Below are 24,224 nucleotides of genomic sequence, written 5' to 3' on the forward strand. Positions count from 1 at the left end.
AGGTTTCAATAAAACAATAAATTAGGGGGTTTATTATTCATGGCAATGAAGAAATCAATTCGTTTAGGTGTATTATCAGGGGCTTTAGGTCTTGCATTAATTGGCGGGGGAACATGGGCGGCGTTTAATGATATTGAAAAGGCAAACGCGGTCTACTCGACAGGAGAGCTGGATTTATCTGCTAAAGAGAACTCCGGCGCCATCAACCTTGCGAACTTAAAACCTGGTGATCGGATCAAGAAAGAATTTCATTTTGATAATAAGGGATCACTAGCGATAAACCAAGTGCTGATGAGTCTTGATTACAGCCAGTTTACAGATGGATCTTCCGCGAAGAATGGCGGTAAAAATACAGCTGAAGAATTTCTCAGCCAGTTTCAGGTGAGTGTTCTTACGGTTGGAGCCGAAGGTGGAAATGGTTATCCGAAAAATATTATTTTAGACCATGCAAACCTGCTTGACTTGCATCAATTAACGTCAAAACAGGATCAGACCGCATTTGAAAAGCTTCGTCATGCCGTCGATGAGAAGTTTTTACATGAAAGTGGGAAAATTAATGTAGCAACTGTTGATGGAACAGTGGCTCCAGAGTATGACGGCATTCCAAAGAATCCGTTTGATTACGATAAAGTGGAAATGATCATTGAATTTATCAATGACCAGACGAAGGATAAAGCTGGTCACTATATCCAAAATAAATACCAAGGCGATGCGATTCAAATTGATCTTTCCTTCGAAGCGACTCAGTGGAATGGTTTAACGATCAATCCAAAAAAGCATACGGATGAAAAAGGCTACGTGAAAGAAAACGAAAAAGCACACAGCGAAGATAAAAAATAAAGCCAGTCTTTAGGCTGATATCAAGGTCTGCATAGCAATTGGAGGAGTATGCGCTAAAACGTGCGCTTTACTCCTCTTCTTGCTTTTTTCTCCAGATTTGATAATCTAAAAATTCACGAAATTGCTTTTTCGAAACCCCTGATGTCATTGCATCTCGAACTAGTTTTTCCCATTCACTATCTAATTGACCATCGTATTCGGTTTCATCTTTTTCGTTTAAAAGTGTATGAACCGAGACGTCCAGAACAGCGGAGACTTTTTCAAGAAATTGAATGGAGGGGTTTGTTTGCAAGTTTCTTTCTATTGAGCTTAAATAAGACTTCGCTACCCCAGCCTTTTCGGCCAGTTCTGATAGTGAGTAGCCTTTTTCATTGCGGTATTGTTTAATACGCTGGCCAATCAATGTCATCACCTTCCTTTCGATATTATAGCACATTCAGAAAGGTTTGATAGAATGACTTCTTACCAGAGGGGGAGACTTAGAGGACTTTTCATTTGATTTGAGGAAATGACGGACTTCTTCAACTGTTAGTCCTGCATTACGAGCTTCGCGTAATAATTGAACCCATTCACTGTCTAATTTGTTCGTTTTCTTTTCCATACAAATACCCTCCTAAAATACTGAATCATGTATTTCAGGCACTTAACGCATGAAATGGAAAGACTTAGGTGGTAAGACCTCATAGTTTGCTTGCGTCATGTTTCCGCCCAATACAAACAGACAAACTTAGCTTTAGACTGATCGAAAATTGTATGTCACATAAAAGGGAGGGGACTATAAGTCAACCTCCTCTTTTTTGCTGTAAGTAAAAAAGTCCGCCATTTTCAATCGTAAGACTGATTTTTGGTTCGTATAAAGTTTTGAGTGCTTGTCTTTCTATTTCATATTCTACAGATGTGTCTGAAGTCCCTTCATAAAATTGGTTTAAAAGTTCGGAGTCTTCCTTCCATTTTTGAACGGCTCGCACTGCCCAGTCGTCCGGCTCCTCATGGGCATAACGCTCCATAAGGCTGTAGAGCCGTTTGATTCCGCTCTCTGGCTTAATCATTGTGCTCATCGTAAAGCAATAATCGGGAATTTGAGACGAAAGCTCGCGGGCTTCCAGCTTTTCTTGAAATTGTTCAATGACTTCTCCGCGTATGAGATGAAGGCCTAATGATAAAAGCTTATCTTTTTTCCGGTCTGCAAGATAAGAAATTTTTACATTGAGACCAAGCCATGGCTCAAGTGGGATCTGGTTGTTTGAAAGCGGGGTAACTCGTTCATAAAGCCGGATAAAACGGCCCTGTTGTTTGACCGCCTCAAATATTTGAAATAACCGGGGGGAGCCGAAATGGATAAATTCACCACTGGTCGTATCACCCGCTTTTTTTTGATCTGTGATGAAAGTCAATTGCCGCGGTTCAGGCACACCGCCAGTTTTTTCAAGCCAGTGCCAATAAAAAGGACGGTTCATAATCAGTTTATCCATTTCGATTGTCAGCTGTACGGTCATATGTCCTGCACTTTCTTCTAATATGCTGCATTGATTCGCCTGGAAAAAACGGAGAAGAAAGGTGTGAATGTCACGCTGCTCCATTGATCAACTCTCCTTTATGAGCCTTGCTGTCTTTTTTCTAAAAGTGGTGTTTGTGCTTCTGTTAAATAAGAAGCAAACTGGGTTAATTTCTTTCTCATGTCTCCGTCCGGTTCATGCTGGAAGAGAATTTGATGCAATTCTGTTTCGACTTCTTCAATATCAATTCTCGTTAAAATATCATCTAAATCGCCTATAACGTTTTCAAACAGCTGAATTTTTTCATATAAAAGCTTTAAAATATGCTCCTCAACTGTTCCGTTTGTTGACATATTGTAAATGTGGACATCTCGCTCTTGGCCAAGGCGGTGGATACGTCCAATTCTCTGTTCTAAACGCATCGGGTTCCACGGGAGATCGTAGTTGATGATTTGGTTACAAAACTGAAGGTTGATCCCTTCACCGCCAGCTTCTGTAGCAATTAACACTTGCGCCCGTTCTCTAAATAAATCTTTCATCCAATCTTTTTTGCCCCGCTTAAAGCCGCCCCTAAATGGAACAGAGCTGATGCCATTTTGCTGTAGAAACCATTGTAAATAAATTTGTGTTGCCCGGTATTCGGTGAAAATAATCACCTTTTCATTTAACTGCTGAATGAGTTTGACGACTTCAAGCGCTTTTGAGTTTTGCTCAACTTGATTGATTTTCTCCATGATTTGCGCTATAGCAGAAGATCCGAGAATATGCTTTTCTTCTTCCTGCATTTTTTTAATCGTCATATAAACCGCCTCACGGCTTGAACAGCATTCTCGTTCCAAGGTCATAATAGAAAACATATGCTTTGTATAAGACGGATTCTCTTTCAGCTTGCAGATTTCATCATACAATGCTTGTTCTGTCGGAGAGAAATCAATGGAAATCGTTTTGACATGCCGTTTTGTCCACTCGATGCCTGTGTCTTGTCTTCGGTTTCGAATCATCACTTTATTGACGAGCTGTTTTAATCGGTCATGGTCTTCAAGCTGCAAGTCCTTTTTGGCAAAGACATCTTTAAATTGATCTTCATTTCCTAGATGGCCTGGCTTCAGAAGGGAAACGAGATTAAATATTTCTCCGATCCGGTTTTGAATAGGTGTCGCTGTCAGCAGGAGGCAGAACTTCTTATTCAGGTTTCTCACAAATTCATAGTTTTTCGTTTTATTGTTTTTCAGTTTATGTGCTTCATCGATAATGACCATATCGTACGCAATCGATAAAATCGTGTCTCGATGCGGCTGTCTTTTGGCTGTATCAATGGAAGAAACCACAACGTCACACTGCTCCCACACATAGCTCTTTTTTTGTTCAACAGCATCAATATAAAATTTCGTCCGCAGCTCCTGTACCCACTGAGATACAAGGGAGGCGGGGACGAGAATGAGAATCTTTTTGGCAAGTCCACGAATCATGTATTCTTTGATAATGAGTCCTGCTTCTACGGTTTTTCCAAGTCCCACTTCATCTGCTAGAATGGCTTTCCCATTCATTTCTTCTACGACTCTTCTGGCTACTTCGAGCTGGTGTTTTAAAGGTGTGAATGCAGGCAGATGCGCAGGAGCTTGCAGCCCCTCGAATGAATCAATGGCTGTGACTTTTTGAACCTGCGTCGCTAAACGATACATATCCCAGTTCGCCCAAGGTCCGTCTGCTGAAAGCCGCTGCTGAAATTCATTTGCCCATTCCTGATCAAAAATCGTTTGAATATTCAATGTGGTCGCCTGCCTTTCTTTCTAGTAGGGTCTGATAAAATTGTTCTGTTTTTAAACGCTTCATTTTTTAAGAAGTCTTTAAAAGACTAGATATATGAATAAAAGCGAACGATATCGAAAGGTTGTTTTAAAAATGTTAATGATTTTTCTGTTGCCCTTCATCCATTTCTAATGGTAGGATGTTGGTAAGTGATCTAGAAAATAAGTCACCCATTTTGATAGTATGTCCAATAGATGTGAAAAATATGAGCGGATGATGGTATGGGGAGAGACTTGGCGGTTATTTTGCACTGGCAGGCGCCGAAGGAGCAAGCTGAATGATTCAGTGAATCTCTCAGGCAAAAGTACTCTTACCGGACGCAACTCTGGAGAGTGTTTGCTCATCGGTTTTTAGCAAACCACCAAAGGGGAAAACGCACAATGATGTTGTGCTGTAAACTTTCAGGTGCAAGGACAGAGACTTCTTTTTGATAAAAGGGAGCGCTCTGTCCTTTTTTGCTGTGATTTTTTTCTGAAAATTCAGCTTGCATTTGCACTGTAAGAAAAAAGGGGGAAACGATTGATGTTGAAACGAACACCGCTTTTTCATGCGTATGAAACGTTTGGCGCAAAAACCATTGACTTCGGGGGCTGGGAATTACCTGTCCAATTTTCTTCCATTAAAGAAGAACATGAAGCTGTTCGAACAAAAGCAGGGCTTTTTGATGTGTCTCACATGGGTGAGGTGGACGTCAAAGGTCAAGATGCCCTTCCTTTTTTACAAAGGTTATTAACCAATGATGTGTCTAAGCTGACAGACGGTAAGGCACTATATACAGCCATGTGTTATGAAGATGGCGGAACGGTAGATGACCTGCTCGTCTACCAAAAAGAAAAGAATCACTATTTGCTTGTCATCAATGCATCAAATATCGAAAAAGATGTGGATTGGCTCTTGAAGCACCAAGGGGAGGATGACGTATTGATCAAAAATATTTCTGATCAAACCGCCTTGCTAGCGCTTCAAGGACCTCTTGCAGCTGACATCATCAAAGAGGTGGCGGATGACGAGGTGACATCGCTTAAACCATTTACGTTTTTATCAAAAGCTGAGGTCGCAAATAAAGAAGTACTTGTTTCTAGAACAGGCTACACAGGGGAAGACGGCTTTGAAATCTACTGCCAGTCAGAAGATGCGGTCCATATTTGGTCTGCTTTATTAGAAGCAGGTCAGCCTAAAGGATTAATACCATGCGGACTCGGTGCACGTGACACCTTGAGATTTGAAGCAAGACTCCCGCTTTATGGCCAGGAGCTGACAAAGGATATCTCTCCATTAGAAGGCGGAATTGGTTTTGCTGTCAAAACGGATAAAGAGGCTGATTTTATCGGAAAAGCAGCACTCAAAAAACAAAAAGAAGAGGGACTGAAGCGAAAGCTTGTCGGCATTGAAATGATTGATAAAGGGATTCCGCGTACAGATTATCCAGTTTTTTCAGGAGAAAGGCAGGTTGGGTTTGTCACAACGGGCACCCAATCCCCAACATTAAAGAAAAATGTCGGGCTTGCTTTGATCGAAACCTCAGAGGCGGAGCTTGGAACAGAGGTGGAAGTACAAGTTCGCAAAAAACGTCTAAAAGCCAAAATCGTCGCAACACCATTTCATAAAAGAGCCAAATAACGAGGGGGAATAGAGGATGAAGCACAGGTATTTGCCGCAAACAGAGCAAGATCAAAAAGAAATGCTGGATGTCATCGGCGTTCAGTCGATTGATGAGCTTTTTTCAGATATCCCAGAGAAAGTTAGATTCAAAGGAGCATACAACATCAAAGAAGCCGCATCTGAAACAGCGCTTGTAAGGGAATTATCCCGACTAGCTGCAAAGAATAAGGATACAGTTTCCTATGCATCGTTTCTTGGTGCAGGTGTATATGATCATTACCAGCCTGTCATTGTCGATCATGTTATCTCACGCTCTGAATTTTATACAGCGTATACACCTTATCAGCCGGAGATTTCACAAGGTGAATTGCAAGCCATTTTTGAATTTCAAACAATGATTGCTGAGCTGACTGGTATGGATCTTGCCAACTCCTCGATGTATGATGGCGGGACGGCACTAGCTGAAGCGGCGATGCTCGCTGCGGGACACACAAAGAAGAAAAAAGTGGTCGTTTCTGAAACGGTTCACCCCGAATCAAGAGCGGTGCTGAAAACGTACGCCAAAGGACAGCATATTGAAGTCGTTGAAGTGCCTGCGAAAAAAGGGCAGACAGATCTAGCTGCATTGGAAAAGGCGGTCTGCGATGATACAGCAGCAGTTCTCGTGCAATATCCAAACTTTTTTGGTGTAGTCGAGCCGTTAAAAGACATTGAACCCATTGCGCATAAAGGAAAAAGTCTGTTCGTTGTCTCTAGTAATCCCCTCGCACTTGGGCTATTGACGCCGCCTGGAAAACTTGGGGCAGATATTGTCGTTGGTGATGCGCAGCCGTTCGGCATCCCGGCTGCATTTGGCGGACCTCATTGCGGATATTTTGCTGTGACGAAAAAGCTGATGCGAAAAGTGCCAGGTCGTTTAGTCGGGCAGACAGAAGATGAAAATGGTGTTCGTGGATTTGTCCTGACCCTTCAAGCACGTGAGCAGCACATCCGAAGAGATAAAGCGACGTCAAATATTTGCTCAAACCAAGCATTAAATGCGTTAGCTGCTTCTGTTGCCATGACGGCACTAGGAAAAACAGGCATAAAAGACATCGCCTATCAAAACGTGCAAAAAGCCCATTATGCCAAAAAGCAGGCAGAAAAATATGGACTGCAGGCGGATATAGAAGGGGCTCATTTTAATGAATTTGTGATCAAGTTACAGGAGCCTGTGAAAGAAGCCAATAAACGATTGCTTGAAAAAGGAATCATCGGCGGCTACGACTTAGGGCTAGACTACCCAGAGCTTCAGCAGCACATGCTTGTAGCCGTGACAGAGCTAAGAACAAAAGAAGAAATTGATACGTTTATCAAGGAATTGGGGGATCGCCATGAATAAACAAGATCAGCCGCTTATTTTTGAATTATCTAAAGAAGGAAGAATTGGGTACAGCCTGCCTGATTTAGATGTACCTGAACAGGAGATCCCGTCTTTATTTGATGAGACGTATATCCGTGATGAGGATGCTGAGCTTCCTGAAGTATCTGAGCTTGATATTATGCGTCATTATACAGCATTATCAAGACGCAATCATGGGGTCGATTCCGGATTTTATCCTCTTGGCTCTTGTACGATGAAATATAATCCAAAGATTAATGAAAAGGTTGCACGCCTTGCAGGCTTCTCGCAAGTTCATCCGCTACAAGAGGCAGACACTGTGCAAGGTGCATTAGAATTACTATACGATCTAGGTGATCATCTTGAAGAAATTACGGGGATGGACGCTGTGACATTGCAGCCTGCGGCAGGAGCACATGGCGAATGGACGGGACTCATGATGATCCGTGCGTATCATGAAGCAAGAGGAGATCATCAGCGTACAAAAGTCATTGTGCCTGATTCTGCTCATGGAACGAACCCGGCATCTGCGACAGTGGCTGGATTTGAAACCATTACAGTTGCATCTGATGAAAACGGGCTTGTTGATTTAGAAGATTTACGCCGCGTTGTCAATGAAGAAACAGCTGCTTTAATGCTCACAAACCCGAATACACTCGGCCTATTTGAAGAAAATATTTTAGAAATGGCTGAAATCGTTCACGGAGCTGGCGGTAAGCTTTATTATGACGGAGCTAACTTGAACGCTGTTTTAAGCAGAGCAAGACCGGGGGATATGGGATTTGATGTTGTCCACTTAAATCTTCATAAAACCTTTACAGGCCCGCACGGAGGCGGAGGTCCCGGCTCAGGTCCTGTTGGCGTCAAAAAGGATTTGATTCCGTATTTGCCAAAGCCGGTGCTTGTGAAGAAGGAAGGCCGTTTTTACTTTGATGATGATCGTCCAGAATCAATTGGGCGCGTGAAGCCATTCTATGGCAACTTTGGCATTAACGTCAGAGCTTATGCGTACATCCGCTCTATGGGTCCAGACGGCTTAAAGGCTGTAACCGATAATGCCGTGTTAAATGCGAACTATATGATGCGCCGTTTAAGTGCTCATTTCGATTTGCCGTTTGATCGTCACTGTAAGCATGAATTTGTCCTTTCAGGTAAACGTCAGAAAAAATTAGGTGTGCGGACATTGGATATTGCCAAACGATTACTTGATTTTGGCTATCATCCGCCAACGATTTACTTCCCGCTTAATGTTGAGGAATGTATCATGATTGAACCGACTGAAACAGAATCAAAAGAAACACTTGATGCATTCATCGAAGCAATGATTCAAATTGCGAAAGAAGCAGAAGAGAATCCTGAAGTGGTGCAGGAAGCGCCGCATACTACGGTTGTCAAACGTATGGACGAAACAAAAGCCGCGCGGAATCCAGTTCTCGTTTTTGAAAGAAAATAAAGAAAAAAGACTCAGGGGGAATCATGCTCCCAGAGTCTTTTTTGTTAGTTCTTCGTTTTGATGCGGCCGCCCCATTTTTTAAAGCCGCCTTTTAAATTATAAATCTCACGGCAGCCGTTTTTACGTAAAGTTTGGGCTGCTTTTCCGCTTCTGAAATTATTTTGACAATAGAGATAAACAGGCTTGTCAGGACGTATTTCATTTTTGCGCTGCTTTAGTTGGGAAAGGGGGATATTTCTTGCCCCTAAAATATGTCCGCCTTCAAACTCATTTGGCTCTCTCACATCAATGAGCTGGGCTTTGCGGTAACCTTTAATAAATTCTTCTTCCGTCAGCGTTTTCATAATGCGCTGCTGATAAATGTAGCTGCCGATGGAATAAAGAACGAAAAGTCCACAAAGTGAGAGGACGATATAGTTGAATATTGACAATACAACTCGACTCCTTCTTGAGCATCAGCACAGTAGCCTGTCTGATGGTACGTTTTAGACAAATACTATTATAGTAAAGCATAAGAAACTTGTCATCATAAATGGTAAGAATTATTTTCAATTCCGTCCCTATTTGATAGACTGATGAAGAGAGAAAACCGGTGGTCACCACCATCATCTAACATTGACTACGTAAAAGAGAAGGGATTTTATATGCAAAAAGAGAAATGGTGTTTCATTGATTCAGGAAACCAAGACCCTGCCTTTAACATGGCAATGGACGAAGCCTTACTTTATTGGCATAGTGAGAAGCTCATCCCACCTGTTATCCGCTTTTATGGATGGGATCCGGCGACATTATCTGTTGGGTATTTTCAGAACGTTGAAAAAGAAATCAACCTAGATGCCGTCAAGCGATATGGTCTTGGATTTGTCCGCAGACCAACCGGAGGACGGGGAGTACTTCATGACCAGGAGCTGACCTACAGCGTGATTGTGTCAGAAGAACATCCAGAAATGCCAGCGACGGTGACAGAGGCGTACCGCGTTATTTCAGAAGGCATTTTAGAGGGCTTTAAAGAGCTGGGACTCGATGCGTATTTTGCCATTCCTCGTACAGATAAAGAAAAGGAAAGCTTAAAAAACCCAAGATCATCTGTATGTTTTGATGCCCCTTCATGGTACGAGCTTGTTGTAGAAGGCAGAAAGGTAGCGGGCAGTGCTCAGACGAGACAAAAAGGAGTCATCCTCCAGCATGGATCTATTTTAATTGACCTTGATGAAGACAAATTGTTCGATTTGTTCCTTTATCCAAACGACCGGGTGAGAGAGCGGATGCAGCGAAGCTTTAAAAATAAAGCGGTTGCCATCAATGAAATCTCAGACCGAACTTGTACAATAGACGATGCGCGTGCTGCGTTTAAAAGAGGATTTGAAAAAGGATTAAATATTGAGCTTGAACCTTATGAGCTGACAGATGAAGAATTAGCGTTTGTCCATCATCTCGCCAAAACGAAATATGCCTCAGATGATTGGAATTACAAGCGTTAAGACGATGGACTCTCCTTGTTTTTTAATGAACGTTGGTGTAGAATTGGGTTGATTATTAAGTAAAGGTGCATTATGGAGGGGTTTTATGACTACGCCTAGTATGGAAGATTACATTGAACAAATTTATATGCTGATAGAAGAAAAAGGATATGCCAGAGTCTCTGATATTGCAGAAGCACTCGCTGTCCATCCCTCCTCTGTAACAAAAATGGTTCAGAAGCTAGATAAAGATGAATACCTCATTTATGAGAAGTATCGTGGTCTAATTTTAACCCCGAAAGGCAAAAAAATTGGAAAACGTCTCGTATATAGACATGAACTGCTAGAGCAATTTTTAAGAATCATTGGTGTAGATGAAGAGAAAATTTATGATGATGTAGAAGGCATTGAACATCATCTCAGCTGGAACAGCATTGACCGCATCGGCGATCTCGTTCAATTTTTCGAAGAAAACGATGAGCGATCTGTTCAGCTGAAAGCGATTCAAAAGAAAAACGAACAAACAAATCAAGAATCTTAATCAAAAAGGACACCCGTGCTAAGGGTGTCCTTTTTGATTAAAGTTCTAATTGAAAGCAAATGCTCCTACACTATTATTAGCGTGAAATCAAAGGGGGCTCCTTGATGAAGATAGATGGTGTGTTCTCAGGTGGAGGCATTAAGGGGGCAGCGCTTGCAGGTGCCTATGAAGCGCTTGAAGCGAGAGGATTTCAATTTGTCCGCCTTGCTGGTACAAGTGCTGGAGCAATCATTGCTTCACTCATCGCAGCAGGTTTTACAAGCCAGGAAATTCGGACGCTTTTAGATGAAATGGATGAACACAAATTGCTTGATAGGAGATGTCAATTCATCCCGTTTAAAATGCTCAGGTGGGTATCCATTTACTGGCGTCTCGGTCTTTATAAAGGAGACCGGCTGGAAAAATGGCTGACCGATGTGCTAAAACGAAAAGGGGTCACCGTGTTTGGAGACCTCAAAAAAGATTCGCTGAAAATTGTTGCGTCCGATTTAACGAATGGAAAAATCCTCGTGCTGCCAGACGACCTTCCTTCATACGGCTTAAATCCAGAGCGGTTTTCCGTTGCGAGGGCCATTCGAATGAGCTGCAGCCTGCCGTATTTTTTCGAACCTGTCAAACTGAAGTCTTCAAAAGGCATTTGTACCATTGTAGATGGAGGAGTGCTTAGCAATTTTCCAATTTGGCTGTTTGCTGAAGAGAAAAAAAGACCGTTCGTCGGTGTCACATTAACGCCAAACGAAAAAGAACGCCCTCAACACTCCATCCGCAATGCGTTTGAACTGTTTGGCGCTCTTTTTGAAACGATGCGTGGTGCTCATGACGAAAGACATATCGCCACAAAACACGAACGTCATATTATTTTTATTCCTGTAGAACACGTCATTGCCACTGATTTTCAACTCATGACAGAAAAGAAAAAGGCGCTCGTCGATCTAGGCAGACAGAAGGCCGAGCAATTTTTAAAAAGCTGGACATTTTAAAATAAGGCGCGATTCTTCTTTTTGTTTTTCTTGCCTTCAATCACAGTCAAATGTGTTTGGCTTTTCTTTTTGAGAAGGACGGGCTTAGACTTGTGGTCAGTCGGCACGCTTCGCAGATGAGTGACCCGATTTTTCATCTGGCTTTTCGTTTTTGGTTTAGGCTGCTGGTAGCGACGTTTTGATTGTTTGACTGCTTTACGATAAAGATTGCCTTCTGTTCCAGTTCTTCGATTCATCAGCCATCTAAATAGGAAAAATAGAGCCGCTCCAATGATCACAACAGATAGCAGCATGGTAAAAAGTCTGCCAGGGTTCGTTGTGAGTAAGTACACAAATCCAAAAACACCTAAAGCGAAAATAATGGTAAAAGCAGGATGTACTCGGCGATTCATAACTGTCCACCTCCGAAGGAATTTACCGGATTTATAAGCTAGATCACTTGATGAGCAGAATCTGACGCTTGTTTCAGAGACGCTTCCTCTAAACGAAGAAGTTCATTAAAACTTGCAATGGCTACCTCGACTTGATCGTCAGAGGGTTCTTTTGTTGTGAGCAATTGCAACCAAAGGCCAGGATAGCCAAGCACTTTAAGCACAGGCACTTCTCGGAGTTTGTTGGTGAGCTGAAGCACTTCAAATGAAATGCCCAGAACAACCGGAATGAGCGCCAAGCGGTTCAGAACTCTCACCCATAAAGGATCTGTCGGTACGAGTAAATAGACGAACATCCCGACAATGACAGTGAATAAGATAAAGCTGCTGCCGCATCGATAATGCAGACGGGATTGCTTTTGGACATTTTCCACTGTGATGTCAAGGTTCTGTTCATAGCAGTTTATGACTTTATGTTCTGCCCCATGATATTGAAATACTCTTTTAATTAAAGGGGTCATGGAAATAAAGTAAATATAGCCTAATAAAAGGACCAATTTGAAGAATGTTTCAACTGCGATTTGTGCGAAATTCCCTGAAAAGATGGGACGCACCAGCTCTGCTAAAAAGACAGGTACCAGTGTAAAGACAAATTTACTAAAGAGAAGAGAGAGAACTCCGATCACAGCAATGCCGAAAATCATTGATAATTTCGAGCCTTTTTGTTCTTTTTCAAGAGTATGATCTTCAGAAGGATCTAAGTCATATCGCTCACTGGAGAAGTTTAAGTGCTTACTGCCGTTTGCGCTTGCTTCAACAAGTGCAGCAACACCCCTGACAAAGGGGATTTTCTTGAGAAAGGCGGTTCGTTTATTGGAGGTCCGGGGAAGCTTCAAAAACTCAATGGACTGGTCCTTTCGCCGAATCGCTGTCACATAGTTCTTTTTACCTCCGAACATGACACCTTCGACAACTGCCTGCCCTCCATATGCTGGAGGTTTTGTTTGATTGGACATATTTCATCAACCTGCCTGTTTCCTGTAATTTACATGCATTTCCTTATACCTTTATTGTACAGGAAATGAGGGGAAATCACTAGCGCACAGGTCGATTATCTACTAGAATTCTATCTACCTCTTTTTAGCCAGTATACCCTGTTATAAAAATTTTACACACACGCATGGAAATCTTTTTTTTCATGACATTTTGGACATACTACTTGCTGGAGGTGTTCACAATTGAAACGTGATGAAAAGAAAAACCAAGATGAAAAAAATCAGTCCGTGCAAACGTCATCACTGGTGGCAAGGGCAGCTGCTGCTGGCTTTGTCGGCGGTGTTTTTTGGGGCTTTATCGGGTTTCTGACCCATGTGTTTCATTTTTCAGAGGTGAGTCCCAATATGCTGCTTCAGCCATTTGTGCTTGGAGATTGGAAAAAGGGAGGACTTGGCACTTTTATCAGTATTGTGCTGTTAGGAATTTTATCGATTGGAGCGGCCTTTATTTATTATGGGCTTTTAAAAAGGATCAAAGGTTTTTGGATGGGTTTGATATATGGCGGGCTTTTATGGCTGCTCGTTTTTTACGTGTTTAATCCCATTTTCCCAGATGTAAAGCAAGTACAAGAGTTGCAGCAAAGCACCATTATCACGACATTTTGCCTATATATTTTATATGGCATGTTTGTCGGGTACAGCATTTCGTTTGAATATAATGAATTGACGAGTCAGAAGCTTGCGAGGGCACTCGGGAAAAAGACAGAATAAAGTGTAAATCATCTATTCATATGATAAAATATTTTTGGAAACGAAAGGTTTCTAAGGAAAAAGAAACAGATATCGATATAGATTAAATTAGGGTGAAGGAGTGTTCATATGCCTCATTTTCTTGTGCTGAATGGACCCAATTTAAATAGGCTTGGCAAAAGAGAGCCTGCTGTTTATGGAAGTAAGACGCTGACAGATTTAGAAACGGATTTGTTCCAGTTTGCAGAACGAGCAAATATCCAGTTAACGTTCTTTCAATCAAATCACGAAGGGGATTTGATTGATGCGTTCCATGAAGCAGAAGATCAGTACGATGGTGTCGTGTTTAACCCGGGTGCTTTTACCCACTACAGCTATGCGCTGAGAGATGCCATTGCAAGTATTTCTTTATCAGTCATTGAAGTACATATCACAAATGTTCATAAGAGAGAAGAATTCCGCCATCATTCTGTACTTGCTCCAGTATGCCAAGGGCAAATCGTTGGACTTGGCTTAGAAGGGTATAAATTGGCGATTCGTTATTTAGTCAGTGAAGGGGGAGCAGTATCATGAAGCTTGAAAAACTAAGAACACTTTTAAGCGAATTAGAGATCGATGGCCTTGTCATTACGAGTAGCTTTAATTTACAGTACATGACCAGCTTTACCGGATCTGCCGGTCTTGCTGTCGTTTCAAAGGACCGGGCAGCTTTTATCACGGACTTCCGCTATACAGAGCAAGCGAAGGACCAAGTCAAAGGCTATGACATCATTGAACATAAAGGAAACATTGTGGAAACGGCTGCCCAAACGGCAAAGGAATTTGGAGTAAAACGCCTTGGTTTTGAACAAAACCATATGACATTTGCCACGTACCAGCAGTACGCAGCCAAAGCAGGTGGTATAGAGCTTGTTCCAGTCTCTGAATCAGTTGAAAAGTTGCGCTTGATTAAGTCTAGTGAAGAGATTAAGATATTAGAGGAAGCTGCGAAGATTGCAGATCACGCCTTTGATCATATTCTCACTTACATCAAGCCGGGCTTGACGGAAATTGCTGTCATGAACGAGCTTGAATTTTTCATGAGAAAAGAAGGTGCTGAAGGATCTTCATTCGATATGATTGTAGCCTCAGGTGTTCGTTCAAGCCTGCCACACGGGAGAGCGAGTGAAAAGGTAATTGAATCTGGTGATTTAGTGACACTCGATTTCGGTGCTTACTATAAAGGCTATTGTTCTGATATGACAAGAACGATTGCTGTCGGAACACCAAGCGACAAGCTCAAGGAAATTTATCATATCGTATTAGAAGCAGAAAACGCTGGTGTGGATAGAATCAAGCCAGGCTTAACAGGAAAAGAAGCTGACCGCATCACACGAGACATCATTGAAAAGTATGGCTATGGTCAATACTTCGGGCATTCAACCGGGCACGGACTAGGTATGGAAGTACATGAAGCGCCAGGCCTTTCCTCACGATCAGAGGTCGTCTTAGAAGAGGGAATGGTCGTCACAGTTGAGCCGGGAATTTACTTGCCAGATGTCGGCGGCGTGAGAATTGAGGATGATATTGTCCTGACAGCTGACGGCAATAAACGATTGACCCACTCACCGAAAGAACTTATCATATTATGATGGTGAAATGTAGGAGGATGACAAAATGATTTCAGTAAACGATTTTCGTACTGGCCTGACAATTGAAGTGGACGGCGGTATTTGGCGAGTAGTGGATTTCCAGCACGTAAAACCAGGGAAAGGCGCAGCGTTTGTTCGTTCGAAACTGCGTAACCTTCGTACTGGTGCCATTCAAGAAAAAACATTCCGCGCAGGCGAAAAAGTAGCGAAAGCTCAAATTGAAACAAAAACAATGCAATACTTGTATGCAAATGGCGATCAGCATGTTTTCATGGATACAAGCTCCTATGAGCAGCTTGAACTTAGTGAAGCACAAATTAAAGATGAGCTGAAATATTTGCTTGAAAATATGTCTGTTCAAATCGTGATGTACGGTGCTGAAACACTTGGAGTAGAACTTCCAAACACAGTAGAACTAGAAGTAGTAGAAACAGAGCCTGGTATTAAAGGTGACACAACATCAGGCGGTTCAAAACCTGCAAAAACTGAAACTGGTTTAATCGTCAACGTTCCTTTCTTTGTGAACCAAGGAGATAAACTAGTGATTAATACATCAGACGGCTCATACGTTTCAAGAGCGTAATGAACGAAAAAAGGCTGTAAACCTCGTGTTTACAGCCTTTTTTTATTGGAAAAATGACTCCTCAAGACAGGCCTTCTCTCAATTCTCTCATTCATCTCTCTTCCTTCCTGAAAAACAAGACTACTTCCAGCTGGTCAAGCATATAGTGTAAAAAAAGCTGGAGGTTCTATATGAAACAATTTCTCCCAGGTCTACACCCGTCAGTCGCTGCAATGGCAGGTATGAGGTTTTTATCTGCCGCCATTGAACTGACGGCCGCCATCCTCATTTTAATCACAAATGATGTACGGAAAGCGGTAGTCATCAATAGTATATTGGCGATTATCGGACCGCTCATTTTTATTATCACGATGACGATTGGAATCTATCAAATTGCAGGGCAGCTATCCTATGCCAAGCTCGTGTTTATTTTCATTGGTGTCGTGTTTATTCTCGTTGGGATCTATAAGTGAAACGGCTTGGCATAATTAACGGCTCACATCATACATTTTAGAGAAGAAAAAAAGGAGGGGAATTCGTTGCGGAGTTTGTTGGATATTCTCCCGCACTCGATTGGACAAGAACTCAGACTGCTGAAAGAGGCAGAATGGGCGCAAATAGAAGAAATCCGCATTCGCACGGATCGTCCTATAGAACTGATGCAAGGAGGAAAACCACGTTTTCTTTCTTATCACACAACAGGGGAAGATGCGTCTCAGCTTTTAGGCAGACTGAGCAATTACAGCATGTATACACTTGAGGAAGAGCTAAAACAGGGCTATATCACCATATCTGGCGGACACCGGGTGGGACTTGCAGGAAAGGTGATCGTTGAAAACGGATTCGTCAAAGGGTTAAGAGATATCTCTTCATTTAATATCCGCATTGCCAAAGAAAAAATCGGGATTGCGCTTCCTTTTCTTCCTTATTTATATGAAGAACACTGGCACAATACACTCATCATCGGTCCCCCGCAAACGGGGAAAACCACACTGCTGCGGGATATAGCACGTCTTGCTAGTACCGGCACAAAGACAATCCCTCCTAGAAAAACAGGCATTATTGATGAGCGTTCTGAAATCGCCGGATGTATAAGAGGGGTCCCGCAGCACCATTTTGGCCACCGGATTGATGTACTCGACGCGTGTCCAAAGGCTGAAGGGTTGATGATGATGATTCGGTCTATGAGCCCAGAGGTCATGATTGTCGATGAAATCGGAAAAAGTGAGGATGTCGAGGCACTTTTAGAAGCGATTCATGCCGGAGTAGGCATCATCGTCTCAGCTCATGGCTATTCACTTGAAGATGTATATAAACGTCCTTCATTTAAACCGTTATGGAAGCTTCGTGTGTTTGAACGATATGTTGAATTAAATCGAAACAATGGGCCAGGCACGATCGGGCGGATGTACGACCGAGACGGCCAAGAGATGAAATGGAGGCGGGGAGTGTGTTAAAGCTCATTGGCGCTATTTTCATTGTCGCGGCCACGACTTGGGGAGGATTCGAGTTTGCCAAACGATATAGTGACAGACCTAAACAAATTCGGCAGCTGCGGTTTGCTCTCCAGTCTCTTGAAGCTGAAATTATGTATGGTCAAACCCCTTTAGCGCGGGCGGCAGAGCAAATTGCAGCACAGGTAGGTCCTCCTGTGAATCAGCTGTTTGAACAATTTGCAGAAAAGCTGAAAGTGGGGACTTTTTCTGCACGGCATGCATGGAACGAAAGTCTTGAGGATGTTTGGAAAAAAACCGTATTGAAAAAAGGCGAATATGAGGCATTGAAACACTTTGGAGAAACACTTGGCCAGCATGATGTCACTTCTCAGCAAAAGTATATCAAGCTTGCTTTAGGCCATTTGGAATCAGAGGAGAAAGAAGCTGAAATCGCCCAAGCAAAAAATGAAAAAATGGTCAGAAGCCTCGGGTTTTTAAGCGGATTACTACTGATTCTTTTATTGATGTGAGAGGAAGGGAGTCGAGAGCATGGGCGTTGATGTAAACGTCATTTTTCAAATTGCCGGAGTAGGCATCGTCGTGGCCTTTCTCCATACGATTTTAGACCAAATGGGGAAGAAAGAGTACGCTCAGTGGGTGACGCTGCTTGGGTTTATCTACATTTTGTTTATGGTGGCAACCATTGTAGACGATTTGTTTAAAAAGATTAAAGCCGTATTTCTATTTCAAGGATAGGGGAGGGCTTACAAATCGAAATCATACAAATTGTTGGACTTGGTTTAATCGCTACTTTTTTAGCATTAATCGTCAAAGAACAAAAGCCAACCTTCGCCTTTATGCTTGTGGTTTTTACCGGATGTGTGATTTTCCTTTATTTAATTGATCAAATCTATGCCATTATCTCGATGATTGAAAAAATTGCGGCAAGTGCCGGCGTCAATATGAAGTATGTTGAAACCATATTGAAGATCATTGGCATTGCCTATATTGCGGAATTTGGCGCTCAGCTGACAAAGGATGCTGGACAAGGTGCCATTGCATCAAAAATAGAGCTAGGCGGCAAGATCCTCATCTTGGTTATGGCAGTCCCGATTTTAACAGTCATCATTGAGACGATCTTAGGGATGATCCCGTCCATGACGTAAATGAAAAGAGGTGATGACAATGAAACGGGTGACTGCTGTTATAGGATTGATGCTTTTCTTTTGGCTGATTGCTCCCCATGCAGGTGCAGAAGAAAAAGAAGCTTTATCTAATGAACAGCCAGCAGCAGAAGAAGTGGCGAATGGACAGGCTGATGCACTTGAGCTTCATTCCATCAGTGACTTTTGGGAAACCATATTGGACGAGTATGGCGGCTTTTTGCCAGAAAGCCAAAAGGGCACAGTGAAGGAAATGATTGACGGCGATAAAGAGCTGTCTCCCCAAACATGGCTGAAAGCCTTTGTACATTATTTATTTCACGAGGTCATTGCAAACGGAAAGCTCCTAGGTACTCTGATTTTACTCACCATCTTTTGTTCGCTTTTGCAGCTTTTGCAAAATGCTTTTGAACAAAGCACCGTCAGCAAAGTCGCATATGCTCTTGTTTATATGGTGCTGATCATTATTGCACTCAACAGCTTTCATGTGGCGATTTCCTATGCAACAGAGGCTATTCAAACGATGACCAGTTTTATTCTTGCTCTTATTCCTCTTTTACTAGCGCTTATTGCTTCATCAGGCGGGCTTGTCTCAGCCGGATTCTTTCATCCCGTTATTTTATTTTTAATGAACACGAGCGGTGTTTTCATTCAGTATGTTGTTCTCCCGCTCATCTTTTTATCAGCGATATTGAGCATTATTAGTACGCTGACCGAACAATACAAGGTCACCCAGCTTGCCCAGCTGTTAAGAAATGTGGCAATTGGCGGGCTTGCCGTTTTTTTAACCGTTTTTCTCGGCGTCATTTCCGTTCAGGGTGCATCTGCTGCCGTTACGGATGGAATCGCTCTTCGTACAGCCAAATTCATTACCGGAAACTTCATCCCTGTCCTAGGCAGAATGTTTACAGATGCGACGGATACCGTGATCAGTGCCTCAGTTTTACTCAAAAATACAGTCGGACTAGTTGGGGTCGCCATTTTGATTTCAATTGCCGCCTTCCCGGCAATTAAAGTACTTTCGTTAGCCCTTATCTATAAGCTTGCTGCTGCCGTCCTTCAGCCGTTAGGGGGCGGACCCATCATCAGCTGTCTTGATGTCATCTCAAAAAGTGTGCTGTATATATTTGCCGCACTTGCTGTTGTGTCGCTTATGTTCTTTTTAAGCATTACCGTCATCATTACTGCGGGTAACCTGACCATGATGATGAAGTAAGGAGGGGACACCTTTTGAGCTTTCTCACGGAATGGATCACTAGTATTATTCTCTTTATCTTATTTGCGATTGTTATTGATCTTCTGCTTCCCAATTCAAGCATGCAAAAGTATGCAAAAATGGTCGTCAGCCTGCTGCTAATCGTGGTAATGCTCAATCCGATTTTTGCTTTATTTCGAGCAGATCCTGATCAAATTTTTTCAGAATTGATGAAAGGGAAGGAAGAAGCGCAGTCAGAAGAAATAAAAAATCAGATGAATTTAGAAAAAAAAGAAATACAAGCCTCTCAGCGTGCATATATTTTAAAGCAAATGGCTGTCCAACTAGAAAAAAGCGCAAAGGAGCCACTGGAGAAGGAGAGCTATGAAATGAAACACGTAGAAGTGCTGGCTGATGAGGAGCATCTGGATCAGAATATGGAGGCGGATCAATTTCGCATCAAAGCAGTTCTTTCCCCGCTCACAGGTGATGCTGTAGAAACGGTGGCAAAGGTGGACATTGATCTCTCCAGGCAAAAGGAGGAAAGCGCTGAATCTTCTAGCAAAGAGATCACGAGGGTGAAAGAGACACTTGCTGATGTTTGGAATACGAGTCCTGAGCACATCGCGCTGAACATTGAGGGAGGTGACGCAGCAGATCATGAATAACAAGGACTGGAAACAAAAGCTGAAATCATTCTTCCAGCCGCCTGAAAAAGGTGAAGGGAAACCTAAATTAACGAAGCACCATTACTTGCTGCTTGTATTCATTATCGGCGTATCTTTCATGTTAGTCAGTCAGATCTTGTCACCGCCATCAAGCAAACAACAAGCTGCGGTTCCTGCATCTAAAAAAACATCCTCAGAAGAGCAGGAGGTATTCAAACCGGCATCCTCAGGTAAACCAAAGAATTCAATTGAGGACGTGGAGCAAGAATACGAAAATCAGCTGAAAGAAATTTTAGAGACCATCATCGGCGTTGAGGATGTATCAATTGTGGTCAATGTAGATGCAACTTCCTTAAAAGTGTTTGAAAAAAACAAATCCAATAAAAGTACAACGACCGAGGAAACAGATAAAGAAGGCGGCGTGCGAAGTGTCACCGATCAAACAAAGGAAGAAGAAGTCGTCATTATCAAAAATGGCAATGAAGAAACACCAGTCGTTGTTCAAACGAAAAAACCAGAAATCCGAGGTGTCCTCGTTGTTGCTCAAGGAGTAGACAACGTTCAAATAAAGAAAACCATCATTGAAGCGGTTACACGAGTGCTTGATGTACCGAGCCATAGAGTGGCTGTTGCCCCTAAAAAAATCAAGGAGGATTCGGAATGATGTTAAAAAAACAAACGGTTTGGCTATTAACGATGCTAAGTTTAGTTGTCGTATTAAGTGTGTACTATATCATGTCTCCACAGGGTGAAAATGCAGTGACAGTAGAAGATACGAAATCAAAAGGCACTGAAGAGAAAAAGGTTGAAACAGAAAAAGGGACGGATAAAGGAACGGAAAAAGGCGCTGATAAGAAATCCACTGACAAAGAAACAAACGGCAAACAAGAGGATATCGAAACAAGCGGTGAAGAAGGAAAGGCTGTGTCAGAGCAAACAGATGATGAGCTTTTTACAACATACAGACTAGAACTTGAAGATAAACGAAGCAAGCAGCGCGAAGAATTCAACGAAATCGTGTCCAGTGACGATGCAACAGCACAAGAAAAAAGTGAAGCATATGATCAAATGACCGCACTTAGTGAGGCAGAAGGGACTGAGCGTCAGCTCGAGACCTTGATCAAAACAAAAGGCTATAAAGATGCGCTCGTAAGTGCTGAAGGAGATAAAGTGAGCATCACGGTTCGTTCTGATAAAAAATCAAAGTCTCAAGCGGCCGATATTATTGATATGGTCACAAAAGAAATGAGAGGTCTTGATAACGTAGCTGTCACTTTTGAGCCCACTAATCAATAAAAAATGAACTGGCGCCCTTTGCCGAAAAGGGCGTTTTTTGATGCGGCTTGACGCCCCTTCCAAGGTGCTTTCGTGAGACGCTTCGCCACAATAGTAGTTGAATTCATTGAAATCCTCCTGTAAGATGGTTATAGTATGTACTTTTAGTACTAGCCTATAATAAAAAGATAAATCCATACATAGGGGTGCAAATCCATGTTAAAAATCGAAGAAATTCATGAACTGATTAAATTAATTGACGACTCTACAATCGATGAGTTTACGTACGAAAACGAAGGTGCAAAAATCAAACTGAAGAAAAATAAAGAAGTCGTTCAGCAAGTTGCGGCACCAGCACCAGTGGCTCCAGTCCAAGCAGCTCCAGCTCAACAAGCTCCTACAGCACAAGCTCCAGCTCAGACCGAAGCCCCTGCACAAGAGGCAGCTGTGTCTGAAAATCTGCATAAAATCACATCCCCAATGGTTGGCACATTTTATGCTTCATCTTCACCAGAAGCAGATCCATACGTGACAACAGGTTCTAAGGTGAAGGAAAATTCAGTTGTATGTATCGTGGAAGCGATGAAACTGTTTAATGAAATCGAAGCAGAAGTAAAAGGTGAAATCGTCGAAGTATTAGCTGAAAACGGTCAGCTTGTAGAATTCGGACAACCCCTCTTTCTAGTGAAAGCAGAGTAAGGAGTACGATCATGATTAAAAAGCTATTAATTGCAAACAGAGGAGAAATCGCAGTTAGAATTATCCGCGCTTGTAAAGAGCTTGGAATTGAAACTGTTGCGGTATTTTCTGAAGCGGATCGCGATGCGCTGCATGTACAAATGGCTGATGAAGCATATTGCATCGGACCGACTGCTTCTAAAGATAGTTATTTAAATGTCACGAATATTGTCAGTGTAGCAAAATTAACAGGGACAGATGCCATTCACCCAGGATACGGCTTTTTAGCAGAAAATGCAGACTTCGCAGAGCTTTGCGAGGAATGTAATGTGATTTTTGTTGGCCCAACTGCGTCAGCGATTTCCAAAATGGGAACGAAAGATGTCGCGCGTGAAACAATGAAGAGTGCAGGCGTCCCGATCGTTCCTGGTTCTCAAGGAATTGTAAAAGATCTTGATGATGCTGTTTCAACAGCAGCTAGTATTGGGTATCCTGTGATTATTAAAGCAACTGCAGGCGGAGGCGGTAAAGGAATCCGTGTGGCTCGTACAGAAGAAGAGCTTATTAACGGAGTGACCATCACGCAGCAGGAAGCGGCGCAAAACTTTGGGAACCCTGGTGTCTATTTAGAAAAGTTCATTGAAGACTTTAGACATGTGGAAATCCAAGTGCTTGCAGATCAGCATGGCAATACGATTCATTTAGGAGAGCGTGATTGCTCGATCCAAAGAAGAATGCAAAAGCTTCTTGAAGAAACGCCATCACCAGCACTGAATGCAGACATCCGTGAGCAAATGGGTGAAGCAGCCGTAAAAGCAGCAGAAGCTGTTGAATACACAGGTGCTGGAACAGTCGAATTCATTTATGATTATAATGAAGAGAAGTTCTACTTCATGGAAATGAATACTCGTATTCAAGTAGAGCATCCTGTGACAGAAATGGTCACAGGTGTAGACTTGATCAAAGAACAGATCAAGGTTGCATCAGGTGAGAAGCTTTCTCTTACACAAGAGGATGTCGTATATGAAGGCTGGGCGATCGAATGCCGTATCAATGCAGAGAACCCAGAGAAAAACTTCATGCCTTCAGCTGGTGAAATTAAAATGTATCTTCCGCCAGGCGGTTTAGGTGTACGTGTTGATTCTGCCGCTTATCCGGGCTATGTGATTCCGCCATATTATGACAGCATGATTGCAAAAGTGATCACATATGGTAAGACGAGAGAAGAAGCGATTGCGAAAATGAAACGTGCGCTTCAAGAATTCGTTATTGAAGGAGTCTATACAACGATTCCATTCCACCTTAGATTGCTCGAGCATGAAACATTTGTGAGTGGTAACTTTAATACGAAGTTTTTAGAAACATACCAAATCATGAAATAATCACAGCTTTCGGAGGTGAATGATCGTGTCAGAAAACAATTTGCTTGAAATGAACCTTGATGAAGATCAATTGGGAAAAGTGCAAATTGCACCAGAAGTGATTGAAGTCATTGCTGGGATCGCCGCTTCAGAAGTCGAAGGCATTGCCGAAATGCGCGGCAATTTCGCTGCTGATGTAGCAGAACGCTTTGGTAAGAAAAATCACCGTAAAGGTGTAAAAGTAGATGTCTCTGATGAAGGCATCACAATTGATGTGTATTGTGTGGTTGAATTTGGCCTATCCATTCCAAAGGTATCCACTGCTGTACAAGAAAATATCCGTCAAACCCTTTTGAATATGACTGCCTTAACGATTAATGAAATTAACATTCATGTCGTTGGCATTCAATTTGATACAAAAGCACCTGAGGCTGAAGTAGATCAAGAAATGTAAAGAAGGGTTCAAGTGAAACCAAGGAGGCATTGCCTCTTTGGTTTTTTAAAGCCCATTTTTGGGTCATTTCCGAATATTGATAACGTCACGCGTTGATTGATTCGTTTTTCGTCACAGCTCGCA

General features: G+C 42.4%; 30 protein-coding genes and 2 riboswitches. Of the genes, 23 read left to right on the forward strand and 7 right to left on the reverse strand.

What is annotated here, in order from left to right:
* Window positions 1-39: 39 nt before the first annotated feature.
* A complete protein-coding gene (tasA, locus tag NSS92_RS03105; protein WP_034280222.1) occupies window positions 40-840 on the forward strand; it encodes a biofilm matrix protein TasA in 801 nt (266 codons plus the stop codon).
* Window positions 841-907: 67 nt separating this feature from the next.
* Here the strand turns inward: tasA and sinR are convergent, their stop codons facing one another.
* The 4 genes from sinR to NSS92_RS03125 all read right to left on the reverse strand — a co-directional run bounded on the left by sinR (window position 908) and on the right by NSS92_RS03125 (window position 4,105).
* Entirely contained in the window at window positions 908-1,243 is a 336-nt protein-coding gene (gene sinR / locus NSS92_RS03110; RefSeq protein WP_024422969.1) for a transcriptional regulator SinR, read from the reverse strand.
* A gap of 33 nt (window positions 1,244-1,276) precedes the next feature.
* Entirely contained in the window at window positions 1,277-1,441 is a 165-nt protein-coding gene (locus NSS92_RS03115) for an anti-repressor SinI family protein (protein WP_080967832.1), read from the reverse strand.
* A 181-nt stretch (window positions 1,442-1,622) separates the two neighbouring features.
* A complete protein-coding gene (locus tag NSS92_RS03120; protein WP_340866892.1) occupies window positions 1,623-2,420 on the reverse strand; it encodes a YqhG family protein in 798 nt (265 codons plus the stop codon).
* A gap of 14 nt (window positions 2,421-2,434) precedes the next feature.
* Entirely contained in the window at window positions 2,435-4,105 is a 1,671-nt protein-coding gene (locus NSS92_RS03125; protein WP_267587336.1) for a DEAD/DEAH box helicase, read from the reverse strand.
* A gap of 253 nt (window positions 4,106-4,358) precedes the next feature.
* Window positions 4,359-4,465: riboswitch (glycine riboswitch) on the forward strand.
* Window positions 4,466-4,468: 3 nt separating this feature from the next.
* Window positions 4,469-4,564: riboswitch (glycine riboswitch) on the forward strand.
* A 103-nt stretch (window positions 4,565-4,667) separates the two neighbouring features.
* On the opposite strand from NSS92_RS03125, the gene gcvT reads away from it, so the two are divergent.
* From gcvT to gcvPB, 3 genes are read left to right on the forward strand one after another with little or no spacing between them, the layout of a single operon-like run.
* Window positions 4,668-5,765: a glycine cleavage system aminomethyltransferase GcvT gene (gene gcvT, locus NSS92_RS03130; RefSeq protein WP_340866893.1), complete on the forward strand. Its 1,098-nt coding sequence runs from the start codon at window positions 4,668-4,670 to the stop codon at window positions 5,763-5,765.
* Between the two features lie 16 nt (window positions 5,766-5,781).
* On the forward strand, window positions 5,782-7,128 hold the full coding sequence (gene gcvPA / locus NSS92_RS03135; protein WP_340866894.1) for an aminomethyl-transferring glycine dehydrogenase subunit GcvPA: 1,347 nt from the start codon (window positions 5,782-5,784) through the stop codon (window positions 7,126-7,128).
* Window positions 7,121-8,581, forward strand: a complete 1,461-nt coding sequence (gene gcvPB, locus NSS92_RS03140; protein ID WP_340866895.1) for an aminomethyl-transferring glycine dehydrogenase subunit GcvPB — start codon at window positions 7,121-7,123, stop codon at window positions 8,579-8,581. The genes gcvPA and gcvPB overlap by 8 nt, the downstream gene beginning before the upstream one ends.
* A gap of 44 nt (window positions 8,582-8,625) precedes the next feature.
* Here the strand turns inward: gcvPB and NSS92_RS03145 are convergent, their stop codons facing one another.
* Complete coding sequence (locus NSS92_RS03145; RefSeq protein ID WP_024422963.1) at window positions 8,626-9,006, reverse strand: rhodanese-like domain-containing protein; 381 nt, start codon at window positions 9,004-9,006, stop codon at window positions 8,626-8,628.
* Between the two features lie 219 nt (window positions 9,007-9,225).
* Here NSS92_RS03145 and NSS92_RS03150 point away from each other — a divergent pair, with 219 nt between their 5' ends.
* The 3 genes from NSS92_RS03150 to NSS92_RS03160 all read left to right on the forward strand — a co-directional run bounded on the left by NSS92_RS03150 (window position 9,226) and on the right by NSS92_RS03160 (window position 11,562).
* Window positions 9,226-10,062, forward strand: a complete 837-nt coding sequence (locus NSS92_RS03150) for a lipoate--protein ligase family protein (protein WP_267587340.1) — start codon at window positions 9,226-9,228, stop codon at window positions 10,060-10,062.
* Window positions 10,063-10,147: 85 nt separating this feature from the next.
* Window positions 10,148-10,582, forward strand: coding sequence for a transcriptional regulator MntR (mntR, locus tag NSS92_RS03155; RefSeq protein WP_003215946.1), 435 nt, complete (start codon window positions 10,148-10,150; stop codon window positions 10,580-10,582).
* 104 nt (window positions 10,583-10,686) lie between these two features.
* Complete coding sequence (locus NSS92_RS03160) at window positions 10,687-11,562, forward strand: patatin-like phospholipase family protein (RefSeq protein WP_267587341.1); 876 nt, start codon at window positions 10,687-10,689, stop codon at window positions 11,560-11,562.
* Here the strand turns inward: NSS92_RS03160 and NSS92_RS03165 are convergent.
* Together NSS92_RS03165 and NSS92_RS03170 are read right to left on the reverse strand one after the other, a co-directional pair.
* Window positions 11,559-11,954 (reverse strand): SA1362 family protein, encoded by a 396-nt coding sequence (locus NSS92_RS03165; RefSeq protein ID WP_340866896.1) that lies wholly within the window; start codon window positions 11,952-11,954, stop codon window positions 11,559-11,561. The genes NSS92_RS03160 and NSS92_RS03165 overlap by 4 nt on opposite strands.
* Window positions 11,955-11,992: 38 nt before the next feature.
* Complete coding sequence (locus NSS92_RS03170; RefSeq protein WP_039179902.1) at window positions 11,993-12,949, reverse strand: DUF1385 domain-containing protein; 957 nt, start codon at window positions 12,947-12,949, stop codon at window positions 11,993-11,995.
* 222 nt (window positions 12,950-13,171) lie between these two features.
* Here NSS92_RS03170 and NSS92_RS03175 point away from each other — a divergent pair, with 222 nt between their 5' ends.
* The 16 genes from NSS92_RS03175 (at window position 13,172) to NSS92_RS03250 (ending at window position 24,101) form a co-directional block, all read left to right on the forward strand.
* Window positions 13,172-13,699 (forward strand): YqhR family membrane protein, encoded by a 528-nt coding sequence (locus NSS92_RS03175; protein WP_267587342.1) that lies wholly within the window; start codon window positions 13,172-13,174, stop codon window positions 13,697-13,699.
* Window positions 13,700-13,807: 108 nt separating this feature from the next.
* Entirely contained in the window at window positions 13,808-14,251 is a 444-nt protein-coding gene (gene aroQ, locus NSS92_RS03180) for a type II 3-dehydroquinate dehydratase (RefSeq protein ID WP_267587343.1), read from the forward strand.
* Window positions 14,248-15,309, forward strand: a complete 1,062-nt coding sequence (locus tag NSS92_RS03185; protein WP_041117955.1) for a M24 family metallopeptidase — start codon at window positions 14,248-14,250, stop codon at window positions 15,307-15,309. The genes aroQ and NSS92_RS03185 overlap by 4 nt, the downstream gene beginning before the upstream one ends.
* A gap of 25 nt (window positions 15,310-15,334) precedes the next feature.
* Window positions 15,335-15,892 carry an elongation factor P gene (gene efp / locus NSS92_RS03190; RefSeq protein ID WP_024422954.1) on the forward strand — a complete coding sequence of 186 codons (558 nt, stop codon included), beginning with the start codon at window positions 15,335-15,337 and terminating at the stop codon, window positions 15,890-15,892.
* Window positions 15,893-16,062: 170 nt separating this feature from the next.
* Window positions 16,063-16,344 carry a YqhV family protein gene (locus NSS92_RS03195; RefSeq protein WP_024422953.1) on the forward strand — a complete coding sequence of 94 codons (282 nt, stop codon included), beginning with the start codon at window positions 16,063-16,065 and terminating at the stop codon, window positions 16,342-16,344.
* Window positions 16,345-16,410: 66 nt separating this feature from the next.
* Window positions 16,411-17,328, forward strand: coding sequence for a stage III sporulation protein AA (gene spoIIIAA / locus NSS92_RS03200; RefSeq protein ID WP_340866897.1), 918 nt, complete (start codon window positions 16,411-16,413; stop codon window positions 17,326-17,328).
* Window positions 17,322-17,837 (forward strand): stage III sporulation protein SpoIIIAB, encoded by a 516-nt coding sequence (gene spoIIIAB / locus NSS92_RS03205; RefSeq protein ID WP_024428003.1) that lies wholly within the window; start codon window positions 17,322-17,324, stop codon window positions 17,835-17,837. Before spoIIIAA ends, spoIIIAB begins: the two co-directional genes overlap by 7 nt.
* Window positions 17,838-17,856: 19 nt before the next feature.
* Complete coding sequence (gene spoIIIAC, locus NSS92_RS03210) at window positions 17,857-18,063, forward strand: stage III sporulation protein AC (RefSeq protein ID WP_003153142.1); 207 nt, start codon at window positions 17,857-17,859, stop codon at window positions 18,061-18,063.
* Window positions 18,060-18,473, forward strand: a complete 414-nt coding sequence (spoIIIAD, locus tag NSS92_RS03215; protein ID WP_087978339.1) for a stage III sporulation protein AD — start codon at window positions 18,060-18,062, stop codon at window positions 18,471-18,473. The genes spoIIIAC and spoIIIAD overlap by 4 nt, the downstream gene beginning before the upstream one ends.
* Before the next feature lie 19 nt (window positions 18,474-18,492).
* Window positions 18,493-19,686, forward strand: coding sequence for a stage III sporulation protein AE (gene spoIIIAE / locus NSS92_RS03220; protein WP_340866898.1), 1,194 nt, complete (start codon window positions 18,493-18,495; stop codon window positions 19,684-19,686).
* A 14-nt stretch (window positions 19,687-19,700) separates the two neighbouring features.
* Window positions 19,701-20,333 (forward strand): stage III sporulation protein AF, encoded by a 633-nt coding sequence (spoIIIAF, locus tag NSS92_RS03225; RefSeq protein WP_041086144.1) that lies wholly within the window; start codon window positions 19,701-19,703, stop codon window positions 20,331-20,333.
* Window positions 20,326-20,997, forward strand: a complete 672-nt coding sequence (spoIIIAG, locus tag NSS92_RS03230) for a stage III sporulation protein AG (protein ID WP_024428005.1) — start codon at window positions 20,326-20,328, stop codon at window positions 20,995-20,997. Before spoIIIAF ends, spoIIIAG begins: the two co-directional genes overlap by 8 nt.
* Window positions 20,997-21,629 carry a SpoIIIAH-like family protein gene (locus NSS92_RS03235; protein ID WP_186318657.1) on the forward strand — a complete coding sequence of 211 codons (633 nt, stop codon included), beginning with the start codon at window positions 20,997-20,999 and terminating at the stop codon, window positions 21,627-21,629. The genes spoIIIAG and NSS92_RS03235 overlap by 1 nt, the downstream gene beginning before the upstream one ends.
* Window positions 21,630-21,824: 195 nt before the next feature.
* Window positions 21,825-22,307, forward strand: coding sequence for an acetyl-CoA carboxylase biotin carboxyl carrier protein (accB, locus tag NSS92_RS03240; RefSeq protein WP_340866899.1), 483 nt, complete (start codon window positions 21,825-21,827; stop codon window positions 22,305-22,307).
* Between the two features lie 11 nt (window positions 22,308-22,318).
* On the forward strand, window positions 22,319-23,668 hold the full coding sequence (gene accC / locus NSS92_RS03245; protein WP_039179872.1) for an acetyl-CoA carboxylase biotin carboxylase subunit: 1,350 nt from the start codon (window positions 22,319-22,321) through the stop codon (window positions 23,666-23,668).
* A gap of 25 nt (window positions 23,669-23,693) precedes the next feature.
* Window positions 23,694-24,101 (forward strand): Asp23/Gls24 family envelope stress response protein, encoded by a 408-nt coding sequence (locus NSS92_RS03250; protein WP_034280262.1) that lies wholly within the window; start codon window positions 23,694-23,696, stop codon window positions 24,099-24,101.
* The last annotated feature ends 123 nt before the right edge of the window (window positions 24,102-24,224 follow it).

This window comes from Bacillus sp. FSL M8-0166, from assembly GCF_038008825.1.
In the GTDB taxonomy this organism is placed as follows: Bacteria; Bacillota; Bacilli; order Bacillales; family Bacillaceae; genus Bacillus; species Bacillus safensis.